Origin of the sequence: Maridesulfovibrio ferrireducens (genome assembly GCF_900101105.1) — a bacterium.
Lineage (GTDB): Bacteria > Desulfobacterota > Desulfovibrionia > Desulfovibrionales > Desulfovibrionaceae > Maridesulfovibrio > Maridesulfovibrio ferrireducens.
Genome location: NZ_FNGA01000005.1, coordinates 128,661 through 142,251 on the forward strand (window position 1 = coordinate 128,661; position 13,591 = coordinate 142,251).

Here is a 13,591-nt window from a genome sequence, read left to right on the forward strand (position 1 = left end):
TTTCAATGCCTTTTAAAATTTATATGAATAAAAAAATTTAGCCGTCAGGGTACATCTTACGCAGTTCAAGAATTTCTTCAAGATTTTCAAAAAATAGATCCGTTAAAACGGGATCAAACTGTCTACCCTTTTCCTGCTCGAAATAACCTTTGATCTTATCAATTGACCACGCCTTCTTGTATACCCGGTCACAACCCAGAGCATCAAAAACATCGGCAATTCCGGTTATCCGCCCGTAAATATTTATATCTTCTCCGGCAAGCCCGCGAGGATAACCCTTACCATCCCAGCGTTCGTGATGCTCATAAGCAACGATTGCAGCGGCTCTAATAATAGGCCGTTCTGAATGCTTCAAAATTTCATGACCGATAGTAGTATGCGTTTTAATCAAATCAAATTCTTCTGAAGTTAACTTACCGGGTTTGTTAAGCACAGTATCCGGTATGCCTATCTTTCCTACATCATGCATAGGAGCGGCAAGCTTGAGCAGATTTGCCTCTTCAGGACCAAGCCCAGCCCGCAGTGCCAGAATTCCAGTATATTCAGCGACTCTGCGAACGTGTTTAGCTGTTTCATTTGAACGGGTTTCAACAACTTCGCCAAGAGTCATAATAATTTCTTTCTGAGTCTCAATGACCTCAACCTGTAAAGCCATCAAGGCATCTTGAGTTTCTTTTCTAACCTTTATTTCACTGCGCAGATCTTCAGTTCTTTTAAGAACTTCTGACTCGAGATGCTCTTTGTATAATTTATTTTCTTTGATTAAAGCGGCTCTCTCAAGTCCCTGTTTCAAAGCATGTTCAAGAATGCTGAGATCTACAATAGGCTTGGTGACAAAATCCCAGGCTCCGAGACGCACAGCTTTTATGGCATCCTGAATAAGACCCGCACCGGAAACAACAAGGATCGGAACATCAGGCTGTTCTTCGCGCACGGCTTTAAGAACTTCGAATCCGTCAACGCGAGGCATATTTAAATCAACGAGGACGGCGTCAGGTTTCTTTTCCCTGAAAACTTCAAGACCTTCCTCACCATCTCCGGCATTTAATATATTGAAACCGGAATCGCTGAGATAATCGCTGATTGTTTCGCGCACAAAAGTTTCGTCATCAATAACCAGGATTGTCAATTCAGAATTATCCAACTTCTACCTCTGCGACTTATTAGACTTAATAATTACGATTTAGACCAGTATCAAAACTTATACCAAAAAAAGGAAACTTTTCAAAGAACATATCTATCACGTTCACTTTAGAACAGGATAAAAAAAAAACGCCGAAAAGGATATTCCTTTTCGGCGTTAAAAACGAACTTGTCAGTAATAAAGAATTAATCTTCAAAACGGACCATAGAAATGATGCTGATAGGTTCAACTGGCACATCATCCATAGGGCCGTGACTACGAGTGCGCACTTTCTTAATTTTATCTACAGCTTCCATTCCATCAACAACCTTACCGAATACACAATATCCCCAACCCTGAGGGTTCTTTGCGGTGTGATTCAGGAAACCGTTATCTTTCACGTTAATGAAAAACTGTGATGAAGCGGAATGAGGGTCCATGGTACGAGCCATAGCAAGAGTTCCCACTTCATTTTTCAAGCCGTTATCAGCTTCATTCTCAACAGGAGGATTACTTTTCTTTTCTTTCATTGAAAAGTCAAAACCGCCGCCCTGAACCATGAAGTTATTAATAACTCTATGAAAAATGGTTCCAGCGTAAAAATCTTCGTCCACATATTTCAGAAAGTTTGCAACAGTTTTAGGAGCCTTATCTTCGTAAAGCTCAATTAAAACGTCACCTTCAGGTGTTTCCATCATTACCATAGGATTAGCCATATCGTATTCCTCCAATTTTTTATTTCTTAACCTCGTAAGGTCTGAGTGTACTACACCAAAACGAAAAAGTACGCTACTCCCAGACACAGCAAAGCAAGGCTGGGAACCACTATCCTTTTCCATGCTGAAAACAAATCTACCTTAAAATACTCACAGGTCAAAAGAAAACATATATGAAGTGGAGAGGCCATCAAGCCTGCAAAACCGGAGAACATGCAAAGCATAGCCCATGCCGGAAGCTGTGAGGTAATCCCCATAGAATCAACCAGTCCCACAACGAGCGGCATTGCAGCCCCTACAAAAGCCATCGTAATACCTGCAATAAAGCCTATCAAAAACGGAACAAAAACCGCGGCTGCAATCAAAGCCGCTTCTCCGCCTGCAAGGCGCGAAAGTTCCCCGACCAATCCACAATCACCGAGTACATCTTTAAATATAAACACACATAGTATCAAAAAGATCATGCTTATAAATCTTTTTTGAACCAGCAAAGAGCAAATAATTGCAAATGATCCTGAATTAGAAAATGCCGCACAAATTACAGCTAAAAATAATGCAACAACAATCCCTGCTTCGAATGGAATGTTTGGAGATATAAGAGAAAAAACACCTTCAAAACACAATGCTCCACCAATTGCCAAAAGAAGTGGCATCCCTTCTTTTACAGCTATTAAGGCGCTGCCCGGTTTAATTTCTACATTATCATGAACGCCGTTTTTAAGAGGTAAAATGGAAGGTCTTAAAAAAAAGAAATACCCTAACAGGATACAAGCTAACGATCCGGGAGCAGTATAACTGATAAATTTAAACACCGGCATTCCGCTTAAGGCCGCCCCGAGAAGCATTCCGGGATATAGCGGCCATGCTAATTCCCACACATGCCTGAACCAGTAATTAATTACGACCTTATCTTTATCAGTAACATCAAGCCCTTCTGCGGCTTCACGAATCATAGGTGCAGAAAAAATTGCTCCGCCCGGCATAGGAAGCAATCCGATCAAAGCCGGAAAAAAGACCAGCCGCAACCGGGGACTTTTAAGGTATCCTGTCAAAGAGTCCATAATTCTTCCGGCCTGCCCGGTACGCTCGAGCAATCCGCTGAGAAGCATGATCAAGGCAACAATTAAAGCCAGATATATAGTTTTTTCGTCTGTCACCGCGGACTGAACAGTCTGTAACAATGCATCCATTTTCATATCAGTTACAAGCGCCAGAACAAATCCACCGATAAGCACCGACAACCCCACCCCTAATTTAAATCTGATGCCTATCAGCATACAAATAAAAACAAACAAAATTTTAAATAAAGGCAGCATGTTAATGAGGGAATCCATGAAGTGTCTCCAATAAAAAAGTGCGTAAACAATAGTCGTTATAACTCACGCGAAGATAGCACATCCTGATCAGGCTACTGAACAGTAGCCAGACATAAAAACCAATAACTACTGAACTAAGCTCAAATTTTTCCGGGCTGCTTTATTATCGGGATCGATATCAAGAGCCTTGCGGAACATCGCACGCGCTTCCGAATTTTCTCCGCGCATGTAATAAAGTATTCCCATATTCACCATTGAATCAGCCAAGCGGGGATCAAGCTCCAAGGCCTTCTTGTAATCGCGCAGGGCTTCATCCAATTTTCCCTGTTTATGATTAACAATCCCCCGGTTTGCATAGGCAGTAGAATAGTCAGGATTAACCTGTAAAGCCCGATGATAAAGCTCCATAGCGCTGACCAGCTCTCCGCGTTTACTGTAAATATTCGCAAGATTTGTCATAGCCTTGTAGTGCGAGGGATCGGCTTTTATTGCAGCTCTGAAATGCTGCGCCGCCTTACCGGATTCTTTTTTACGCTCAAGAAGATTTGCGTAGTTGTAGTGCATATGATGGTTATTTTCGGTCACGGACAACGCACGCTCATAAAGAGATTCACTGTTCTGCCAATATCCGGCCTGAGTATATGCTCCTGCCAGCAGAACCAGAACAACTATCGCTCCGGCAGACACTGCAACTTTCGCAGGTATGCACCCTTTTTTTACCAGACAAGCAATCCCGAAACAGATCGCCATATAAAGCCCGATAAAAGGGATATACGCATAACGATCAGCCATAGCCTGATCACCGACCTGCACCAGTCCGATAACAGGAACGAGCGTTCCCACATACCAAAACCAGCCCACAGCGACAAAAGGAGCCTTCTTTATATAGCGGATACAAACAGCCGAAACTGCTATTATAAAAAGTGCGGCACAAATAGGTTTCCATATCGCAATGTCCTGCGGATAAGGATAAAAAACTGCCAGATCAACAGGAAACACAAGCTCACGCAGGTAGGAAACCCACGAAACAAGCGCATTGGAAAATCGCAAGCCCAAAGGAAATGATTCACTGGACTGCATGGCTCCGTCGCCCTTCTGCGCCATAAAAGTAAGAACTGAAGACAGCACCGAAAGGAATACCAATGGCAGCTTTTCAACGGCGAGTTTAATAAATTTTGCAACAGGATTCTTTTTCAGATCAATCCTGCCGAGAGGCCAGAAATCCAAAAGAAGCAATGCGGCGGGGAGAGTTACAACCATAGGTTTGGCGAGTATGCCCATACCGGTAAAGAAAAATGTCAGAGCGTAACTGCTCATATTTTTGGACTTCACCCAGTCAAGCCAGCTGATCATACCCAGCAGCCAGAAAAAAGTACAAAGCACATCCTTTCGCTCAGAAACCCATGCTACAGATTCAACATGAGCCGGATGCACAGCAAAAAGCGCGGCAACAAAAAAAGACGGAATAAGTCCGCCCTCTTCAAGCCCGGATGTTGCTTTGAGCAGAAAAAAGAAAAGCAGCAGCACATTAACCAGATGCAGAAAAACATTCACCAGATGGCGCGCTCCGGCAGAATCGCCGAAAAGCGAGGTGTCGATCATATGTGAAACAACGGTCAGCGGATGATAATTGGAAAGTTGAAAGGAACTGAACGCCCAACTGACATTTTCAGCTGAAACGCCCTGCATAACCCTTTCATTATCGGTGACGTAACTTGTGTCGTCATAAGTAACCAATTCGAATTTTCCGCACTGGGAATATACAATCAAAACAAGCGCAGCCAGAATAACTGCCGCCGCCATTCCTTTCCTGAAATCATTATCCGCTATAAAACCGGGCATATCTAGGCCTATCTGTCCTTACGAAATTCTACAGACTTAAGAAACTCACTTTTCATCCAGCCCAGCCTGTGCAAAGCCGTTTCAACGGAACACCTGAGCACTCCTATTCCGTATTTAACCGAACGCTTAAAACTTATGGACGAAGAATCATCCATATACCGTGTGGGACAAGTCACTTCACCGATATCGTAACCAGCGTAAATAATCTGACAAAGCATCTGATTATCGAAAATAAAATCATCACTGTTTACACCGTACGGAACCTTTTCCAGCAGTTCACGAGAAAAAGCGCGATAGCCAGTATGGTATTCGGAGAGATGGTAACCGACCATTACATTCTGAAAAACGGTAAGAAACCGGTTTGAAATATATTTATAAAGAGGCATTCCGCCCTTGCGCGCTCCGGTTCCGAGGATACGTGAACCCAGCATACAGTCGAAAACACCGTTTGCAATGGGAGAAACCATGGCTGAGATAATAAGCGGAGTATACTGGTAATCCGGATGAACCATAACAACAACATCCGCACCCATTTTAAGAGCGGTGTCATAACAGGTTTTCTGATTACCGCCGTAACCGGTATTGCATGTGTGAGCGACTATTTTAATACCAAGACTTTCAGCCTGCGAAACAGTGTCGTCTCTACTGCAATCGTCTACCAGCAAAATCTCATCAACAACGCCGTCAGGCAATTCGTCCAAGGTTCTTTTTAATGTTGATGCTGCGTTATAAGCAGGCATTACCATTACAACTTTTTTTCCATTAACCATCTGTTCATTATCTCCTGTGAATGAAACGGCCTTACGCATCCGAATATCTATCAGTATAAAATTTCAAAAATTTAGTATAGTTGATTACAGCTTCAAGCGGCTTACCACCAAAACACAGACTCAATCAACAGCTATCACTGCGGTTGCCTGCGCAGTTGCCTGTAAGGAAGCTTTCTAGTAACCAGTCCGCAAGGTAAATAAGTAACAGCAATAGTAATTTTGCAGCATGAGGTAATATAGAAATGGAAAAAGCAAAAATCAGAGAATATATTCACGCGATCATAATGAAAAAATGTACTCACGATGAATCTGCCAGACAGAATGCCATCGGTGAATTCATAACTATGACCATGCCCAATATTGATGAAGGATCTGCTAATAATATAAAATTAATGATCCCCACCATTGCCGAACTATACGATAAATGGGCCGTCATGTTCATCGACAGACTGCTTGAAACTGTACCTGAAAATCAGATTGAAGAACTTTGCAGCGGAACCCCTGAAAACGATTCTGCGCTCGTCCTTGTATACATCATGTTCATGGAATCGGAACGCATGGAAAAACAGATTGCAGAAGATATTTCCACCTACGCCCCCACTCAGAATGACGAGCAGGGAAACATTGCCAGCGAATATATCCGCGCAAAACTTTCGCAGATTGCCGCTGATCAGGAAAAGGAAAAAAAAGGGACTCCGATTCAATAGCGTAAAAATAAAATCCGTCAGATCATTTAATATCTCTACATTAGAAAAAGAGCAGCCTGTGTCATTTACACAAGTTGCTCTTTTTTAATATATTAAATCTATTATATTTTAATCTGTTTCTAAAAAAAATACCGAACTGCCGCTACCATCCCCATACCGAATGCAACTGTCCCGAAGAAATTTCGTGTAAACATTGCCAGAGCAAAAGTAGGGACCGCAACCCACAAATATATATTGTCGAAGCCTAAGTTTATCACCCCTTCAGGGGCTAAAAGCGAAGGGACGAGCATTGCAGACAATACCGCAGTAGGAACATATCCCAACCAGCGTGTAACTACAGGTGAAAGTTCTCTCGAACTTAAGGTCAGAACAGGAAGCAGACGCGGCCCGTAAGTCACGACCATCATACCGATAATTATAAATAAAACTATTTTTTGGTCCACGACAATGCCACTCCAAGACTTGCGCCGATAAGCGTTGCGATTATAACATTCCACTGCCCTGCACCGCCGAGAGCAAGTGCTGTGGAAAGCAGACCCGTGATCACACCTACTATGACATGACTTCTGTCTTTAATCTGAAATATTAGCAGAGCAATAAACATGGCCGGAAGCGCGTAATCAAGCCCCATAGGTTTAATGTCGGCAATCAGCGAACTCGAAATAACTCCCAGAACAGTCCCGCCGACCCACGCCAACTGGGAAATACTGTTAATAAGATAAGTTTCGCTTTTTCCAGTCTCTCCTTTGCCGAATCTGATCGAATTCACTGCAAAAGTTTCATCGGTAAGCTGAAAACTGAATGCAACCAGCTCCAGCTTGCTCCACTTACGTAAGTATGGAGAGAGAGCCGCCGACATAAGGAGATGTCTAAGATTAACTACAAAGGTTGTTACTATAATAGAAACGGCTGAAGCGCCGGATGCAAAAAGTCCGACCGCAATAAACTGTGCTGAGCCAGCAAAGACCAAAAGGGACATCAGCACGGTGTTATCAACCGAAATTCCAGTCTTGCGGGCCAGAACTCCATAAGCAAATCCGACGGGCAAATAGCCAAGCACAATAGGCAGAGCCTGCTTCATTGCCGACATCAATACGTCATTAAATCTCATTTTACGGGAACTCATTACGGATTCCACACTTACCTCCAGCGACATTAATACTCAAAAAATCAAGACTAAAATTTTCCTTGAAGACAACTATAAAAGAACATACAATCTGTAACCAGTACAGACACAGTTTATATAAATCTGAATCATAACAGATTAACAAAACAGGACTCAAAATATGACAAGTCAGCGTGGCGAAGACGAATACAGATACAAAAAGGTTGAGCAGGAAATCTCCAAACATATCATTGCTGGAGATTTAGTTCCCGGAGACAAGCTTCCTTCTCTGAGACAGATGAGTACAAACCTCAAAGTATCAATTTCAACGGTCAGCCATGCTTATGAAGAGCTGGAAAAAAGAGGATTAATAGAATCCCGTCCCAGATCCGGATATTTTGTACGCAGCGAATTCCGCAAGATTCCTACGCCTTTGGTTAACACAGCCCAAAAACTTGAACCGCACACCGTCACCAAAAACAAATTGATTCAAACCGCTCTTGAGACTGTAGGGAATAAAAATTTATTGCCGCTGGGAGTTGTCTGCCCCAGTAGTGAGCTGTTGCCTACAAAACACCTCTCGAAGATAATGAGCGCTGTAATCAGAGAAAACCCGGATCTCTCAATAAATTACGAATCCATTTCCGGTAATATGCAACTGCGCAGACAGATTGCCTTCCGCTCGGTGGACTGCGGTTCCAATTTAACAGCCGAAGACCTGATAATCACCACCGGAGCAATGGAAGCACTATATATATCCCTGCGCACACTCACCCGCCCCGGTGATTTAGTCCTTATTCAGTCGCCCACATATTATTGTTTCCTGCAACTGGTAGAAAGCCTTGGACTGCGTGCAATAGAAATTCCTTCGTGTCCTAAAAACGGAATAAACACGAAAGAGTTCTCCGCGGCAGTAAAAAAATTCGACCTGAAAGCCTGTATTCTTTCACCCAATTTCAACAATCCTGACGGCGGCCTTACTCCCGACCATGCAAAAAAAGAAATAGTTGAACTGCTCGCTGAAAAAAATATTCCACTGGTTGAAGATGATGTTTATGGAGATATTTATTTCGGAGATACCAGACCGCGAACCTTCAAATCTTTTGACCGCAAGGGCGGAGTACTGCTCTGTTCCTCTTTTTCCAAGACCATTGCCCCGGGATACCGCGTAGGCTGGCTGGCTCCGGGCCGTTATCTCGAGAAGGCCATGGAAATAAAAGCCACTACAAACGTATCCTGCGCCTCCCCTACTCAGATGGCTATAGCCAGATACCTGAGAGAAGCTCATTTTGACCGCCATCTCAAAAAACTGCGCTCGGCCATGAAAGAACAAATGAATAAAATGCGCACGGAGATAGCCCTGTCATTCCCCAAAGGGACAAAGGTCACCGATCCGAAAGGAGGCTCTGTTCTATGGGTAGAACTTCCTGCCGGAACAGATGGTATAGATCTTTTTTTCAAGGCCAGAGAGGAAGGAATCGGAATAATACCCGGCTCTGTATTTTCAACCCGCGATGCTTTTTCAAATTACATCAGACTCAGCAGCGGAGCCCTCTGGAGCGACAAAATTCAGAAAGGTCTTAAACGGCTTGGCGAACTTGCCACGAAGTAAAACTATCCGAGACTTTCGCTTAAGACTTTTTCAACCATATCGGCGGCGTCTTCCAGTGAAAATTCAGGATCACTTTCAATTAGTGCCATCTGCAAATTAACTTCGCGCTGCACATCAATTTTTTCAGGATTAAAATATCCTTTCCATACAGACAGAACTTTATCCCCGTTGCCGATACGACAAAAAACTAAACCTAAATATAGTGAAGAAAAATTATCTTCACCTAATATTTTAATAGTCCGCTCAAGCTCCACCTTCGCCTGAATAAACTTTCCGCACAGGTACAGACTGTGCCCGTATCTTTTTCTGGCATTTGCATTGTGAGGCTCTGACTTAATAAAATCTTTATATTTATCTGCGGCTTCAGAATACCTTTTGCTTTCATAAGCAACATTTGCGGCGGCAAGAACATCAAGGTCAACTTCAGTCGCAGCTATAGGCTTTGCCGCACTCTGAATCTGTTCCTTGTCATCCTTGGGCCTGAATCCGCCGAAAAGAAACCCTCTTCTGGATAACTTTTGAGGCTTTTTAACTCCGGACATCTAAATACCTCCAATTTTGTAACAAATCGGAGTGTAACGACAAATCCATTCGGGGCCAAGCCTAATATGAGTGTCAGCAGTAGACTTATTTTCATCCTCAATGTAAATTGCAGATATCACAATCTATACAAAGGATTACCGATGAAAAAATTACTACTAATACTGCTCGCGTTAATGACGTTTATATCCTGCACAGCCGCAGCCGGCTATGACACCCCTTTCGAGACAGGTGGTAAAATATATAAGGTTGCCCTTCTGCCGTGGCGGGCAGACACTATGGACTTTACAATGAAACACCGCTGGACAATGACACAGGCTTTGAAAAAAGCTTGTAAACAATCCGGCGCTTTTGTTTTCTCCAACTCAGCCTATTCAGTTAACGGGGGCAACATTCCTGTTCTTGAAAACGTGGATAACCAAAAGTTGTGGGTAAGAAAAAAATACGGTAAATATGAACCGAATATTGATGAAGTTTTAAAAGTTCTCGGCAATACAGATGCTGACTTTGCATTGCTCTATGTTATCAGCGCAGACAACGGCGGCACTGTGGATCAAGGTTCTTCATATTCCAGATCGGACTACATCAGAGCCTTTTTGATCAATAGAAAATCAAAACAGATGATAGTCGAATTTATCAAGACAGATTTTTTGCGGGGACAAGCTTTTGCTGATGCGAAAAAAATCAACCTGCTTGCATTCAGTAAGTGGTTGTCTGAAAAGAAATAGACCTAAAAAGGAGCTTTTAAGTGCTTAAGAAAGTTAGTTTGAAATTATTAACATTACTCTGCCTGACCATTCTGGCAGCAACTGCTGCATGTGCTTCCGATATGGACATCAAAGGATGGGAAAAAGGCGGAAAATACGACAAGCTTTACGACAATACAGATCGTGACGTTTTCAAAGGAAGATTGCTTAAAATTGTCGACATCACCCCCTTGGACGGAATGGCAGAAGGGATCGGAATATTAGTCAAAGATAAAGAAGACGGAGAAAAAGTCCTTGTCCATCTAGGACCTAAAGATTTCGTAGAACCAAGAATCACGGACCTGAGACCGGGCGTAACCGTAAAAGTTTACGGAGTGTTAATAGAAATCGACGGTGAATATGAATACGTAGCCGCAAAGCTCAAGGCCGGAGAAGAACGTAAATATAAATTCCGCCTGACAAAGAACGGAGAACCTTTCTGGTCTCTCAGCCCGGAAGAGCTGGCAAAAGAAGAATCTGACATAGAATAGATCTCAATATTTAAATCGCTTTCAAAAAAACAGCCCCGACGCATTATGTGTCGGGGCTGTTTTTTTTGATCTTTTTTAAAGCCCGGACCTGAGTCGGCTTATTCATGTCCGCTTTGTCCAATATCCTTTCTTTATAGGCGAAACCGCCATGCCGTTTAAACGCAGAGCAGGTCTGTGTTTTGTCGGGCAGGCAATAAAGAAAGGGAGAACCTTGTGAACAGATTAAACTCTTATTGGTTACGTAAAAAAGATCGCGGAGAATTGTCAGCAGGTGCTCGCTTGTATGGCAAATCCATGAAGCCGGAAGCCCAACTCGAAGAAATGTATGAGGTCATGCAAAACGTAGGACTTGGTGAAGAGCTTGATCCTGAAGACATGTCGAGCCTTTTTGCAGAATTTTCCAATGATGAAAAAATGTATCCAAGCATGATGCCACCTGAACGCCGAAGTCTTTGGGAGCAACGAAAAAGACAAATGGAACAGATTCAGGAAAGACAGAAGAATGCTAAACGCCAACTTCACGCGCAGTTCATGATGAAAAATCCAGAACTTCCACTCGCTCAGGAACTTCGCAAAACTGAGTACGGGCAAGAATTGCTGACTGAAATTGCAATGAATCAGCCCCGTCAACCCGAGACAGGCACGGGGCAAAATATTGTAGATGAGCAGAAACGAGATTCCGTGGATATGGAAGCGGTCGAACAATTTGAAACTAAGCCGTTTATTGTTCCCGGAATGGAAGCTCCTTTTTCTTTGCTTGCAACTGAAAGAGATGAGAACGGCAGAATTATTCAAAAAGCACTGGCACTCGCCCCTAAAGCCATAATGCGCGAATATGAATACGACAATGGCGGTAGACTCAGCAAAGTTCTTTGCGATGAATCCATCATCGAGCAATATCAGTACGGTAAATATGGTGAAAGGCTTACCTCGGAAACTCGGCACACAAAACCGCAACTGTTAAAGTATAACAGCAGATTACAACTTATCGCAGATGGCAACGTAAAATATTTCTACGACAACCAAGGCCGTATGATTGAAAAAAACGAGCTTGGAAAGATTACTCGTTATTCGTACTTGGAGTCAGGGCCGTTGCATGAAGTTGTATTGCCGGATGGGCGCAGGGTTGAATATACCTCTGACCCTGCGGGAAAAAGGATTTCTAAATCAATTAACGGTAAAACTGTAGAAAAATATCTCTGGCAGGATTTGACTACTTTAATCGCTGTCACGGATGCCGAAGGCTTACGCCCCAAAGTATTCACGTATGACGAAGAAGGCGATCCAGTTGCAATGACTTACGAAGGAAAAACCTTTTATTTCGCGACCGATCAGGTCGGTTCAATCTTCATGGTTGCGGATGAAAGGGGTAATGAGGTAAAGCGGATTATATATGATTCGTTTGGCAATCTGCTATTCGATAGTAATGAAAAATTTGATACTTGCGTGGGGTTCTCCGCAGGATTGATCGATAAAGACACTGGATTGATTCACTTCGGATATCGTGAATACGATCCAGCCATTGGTAGATTCATAACTCCTGACCCAATCGGCTTTGCTGGCGGAGATGTGGATGTTTATGGTTTTTGTTTGGATGATCCTATTAATTTTGTGGATCGGACGGGGTTGGCTCAAGTTTATGAAAGAAGATTAAAAGGGCTTGAATTTTTAGATGATTCCGTTGTTAAAAACCTAAAAAAAGCACTTAAAAGAACCCCACAGGGGATGATGTTAGCTCCTTTTGAAGACGTCGCAGACCAAATTGTTGATGCTGCAAATATTAAACTTAAGCATGAATATATAAAATATGACAAGGCGAATGAAAACAAAGGGGAGGAGACTAATTCAGGTTTCTCTAAAAGAGGCATTATTCATGACGAAACGGGCAAGGACACACCTATAGGAAAACACTATGATGATGTCATCATGCGGCAAGCAGAAAAAAACATCGACAAAACGGGGCAATATAAAAAAGGTAAATATATAGGACTGGGGCATAACTGCCAAAGTTATACTGAAGCTGTAGCAGAGGAAAGTAGCAGGCTACAGCAAAAAAAATAATCGCGAAATGATTTCGCAACATAAGGGGGAAGGTCACATAACCTCCCCCCATGTAGGAGGTTATGTGAAGCGTTTTGCCGTTTTAAGCGTTATCTTGATTGTAATGTCTTCCATTTATAACACTAATGTTTTCCAAGCATACTTTATGTCTGACCAGTACTATAAAAGCATTTTTGAAGGTTCTTTTGATGCGTCCATAAAAGGGGAGCGTTTGCTGATACCAATCAGCTTTAAATATAAGACAGAGTATGACCTTTTAATATCAATACCTAAAAATGATAAAAAATGTTTTTTTTCAGAAAAGGGTGCTTTAAATTATAAATTTACATCTAGAGGAAAAATTTTAGAAGAAGGAATAACTAAATCCCCTTCAAACACAGCCCACTATTGCGCATCTAGTGAAGGGCCCCTTTCTGCTCTCCTGTTGAGGTTTAATTTACCTTTTCCCGAAGCAGGAGATGATTTAGTTTTGGTGCTGGAAGCAGTCAATCCGTTAAAGTCTTTTAGTAAATATTCAGGTTCTATTATTTGCACAGTTGAACCAGCTTTAATGAACTAGTTT

The 13,591-nt window shown here is 42.5% G+C and carries 14 protein-coding genes; 6 read left to right on the top strand and 8 right to left on the bottom strand.

The window, feature by feature from the left end; genetic code table 11:
- Positions 1-37: 37 nt before the first annotated feature.
- From BLT41_RS15160 to BLT41_RS15180, 5 genes are all read right to left on the bottom strand, one after another.
- Positions 38-1,144, bottom strand: coding sequence for an HD domain-containing phosphohydrolase (locus BLT41_RS15160; RefSeq protein WP_092162646.1), 1,107 nt, complete (start codon positions 1,142-1,144; stop codon positions 38-40).
- A 185-nt stretch (positions 1,145-1,329) separates the two neighbouring features.
- Positions 1,330-1,839, bottom strand: a complete 510-nt coding sequence (locus tag BLT41_RS15165) for a peptidylprolyl isomerase (protein ID WP_092162648.1) — start codon at positions 1,837-1,839, stop codon at positions 1,330-1,332.
- Positions 1,840-1,889: 50 nt separating this feature from the next.
- Positions 1,890-3,173: a DUF401 family protein gene (locus tag BLT41_RS15170; protein WP_092162650.1), complete on the bottom strand. Its 1,284-nt coding sequence runs from the start codon at positions 3,171-3,173 to the stop codon at positions 1,890-1,892.
- A 108-nt stretch (positions 3,174-3,281) separates the two neighbouring features.
- Positions 3,282-4,997 (bottom strand): tetratricopeptide repeat protein, encoded by a 1,716-nt coding sequence (locus BLT41_RS15175; RefSeq protein WP_092162652.1) that lies wholly within the window; start codon positions 4,995-4,997, stop codon positions 3,282-3,284.
- Positions 4,998-5,005: 8 nt separating this feature from the next.
- Complete coding sequence (locus BLT41_RS15180; protein ID WP_244512303.1) at positions 5,006-5,806, bottom strand: glycosyltransferase family 2 protein; 801 nt, start codon at positions 5,804-5,806, stop codon at positions 5,006-5,008.
- A 203-nt stretch (positions 5,807-6,009) separates the two neighbouring features.
- Here BLT41_RS15180 and BLT41_RS15185 point away from each other — a divergent pair, with 203 nt between their 5' ends.
- Complete coding sequence (locus BLT41_RS15185) at positions 6,010-6,474, top strand: hypothetical protein (RefSeq protein ID WP_092162661.1); 465 nt, start codon at positions 6,010-6,012, stop codon at positions 6,472-6,474.
- Between the two features lie 119 nt (positions 6,475-6,593).
- Here BLT41_RS15185 and BLT41_RS15190 read toward each other — a convergent pair whose 3' ends face one another.
- Together BLT41_RS15190 and BLT41_RS15195 are read right to left on the bottom strand one after the other, a co-directional pair.
- The gene (locus tag BLT41_RS15190) at positions 6,594-6,917 is read right to left on the bottom strand and encodes an AzlD domain-containing protein (protein ID WP_170830387.1); all 324 of its coding nucleotides are present in this window, start codon (positions 6,915-6,917) and stop codon (positions 6,594-6,596) included.
- Positions 6,902-7,612, bottom strand: a complete 711-nt coding sequence (locus BLT41_RS15195) for an AzlC family ABC transporter permease (RefSeq protein ID WP_092162671.1) — start codon at positions 7,610-7,612, stop codon at positions 6,902-6,904. The genes BLT41_RS15190 and BLT41_RS15195 overlap by 16 nt, the downstream gene beginning before the upstream one ends.
- Positions 7,613-7,760: 148 nt before the next feature.
- Between BLT41_RS15195 and BLT41_RS15200 the strand changes: the two genes are divergently transcribed.
- A complete protein-coding gene (locus BLT41_RS15200; protein WP_092162672.1) occupies positions 7,761-9,191 on the top strand; it encodes an aminotransferase-like domain-containing protein in 1,431 nt (476 codons plus the stop codon).
- 2 nt (positions 9,192-9,193) lie between these two features.
- On the opposite strand, the gene BLT41_RS15205 is transcribed toward BLT41_RS15200, so the two are convergent.
- Positions 9,194-9,733: a tetratricopeptide repeat protein gene (locus tag BLT41_RS15205; protein ID WP_092162673.1), complete on the bottom strand. Its 540-nt coding sequence runs from the start codon at positions 9,731-9,733 to the stop codon at positions 9,194-9,196.
- 141 nt (positions 9,734-9,874) lie between these two features.
- Here BLT41_RS15205 and BLT41_RS15210 point away from each other — a divergent pair, with 141 nt between their 5' ends.
- The 4 genes from BLT41_RS15210 (at position 9,875) to BLT41_RS15225 (ending at position 13,588) form a co-directional block, all read left to right on the top strand.
- Entirely contained in the window at positions 9,875-10,459 is a 585-nt protein-coding gene (locus BLT41_RS15210; protein WP_092162674.1) for a hypothetical protein, read from the top strand.
- Between the two features lie 20 nt (positions 10,460-10,479).
- Positions 10,480-10,968: a MamS/MamX family magnetosome protein gene (locus BLT41_RS15215; protein WP_092162675.1), complete on the top strand. Its 489-nt coding sequence runs from the start codon at positions 10,480-10,482 to the stop codon at positions 10,966-10,968.
- A gap of 213 nt (positions 10,969-11,181) precedes the next feature.
- The gene (locus BLT41_RS15220; protein WP_092162676.1) at positions 11,182-13,029 is read left to right on the top strand and encodes an RHS repeat domain-containing protein; all 1,848 of its coding nucleotides are present in this window, start codon (positions 11,182-11,184) and stop codon (positions 13,027-13,029) included.
- Between the two features lie 64 nt (positions 13,030-13,093).
- Positions 13,094-13,588 carry a hypothetical protein gene (locus BLT41_RS15225; protein WP_092162677.1) on the top strand — a complete coding sequence of 165 codons (495 nt, stop codon included), beginning with the start codon at positions 13,094-13,096 and terminating at the stop codon, positions 13,586-13,588.
- Positions 13,589-13,591: the final 3 nt, after the last annotated feature.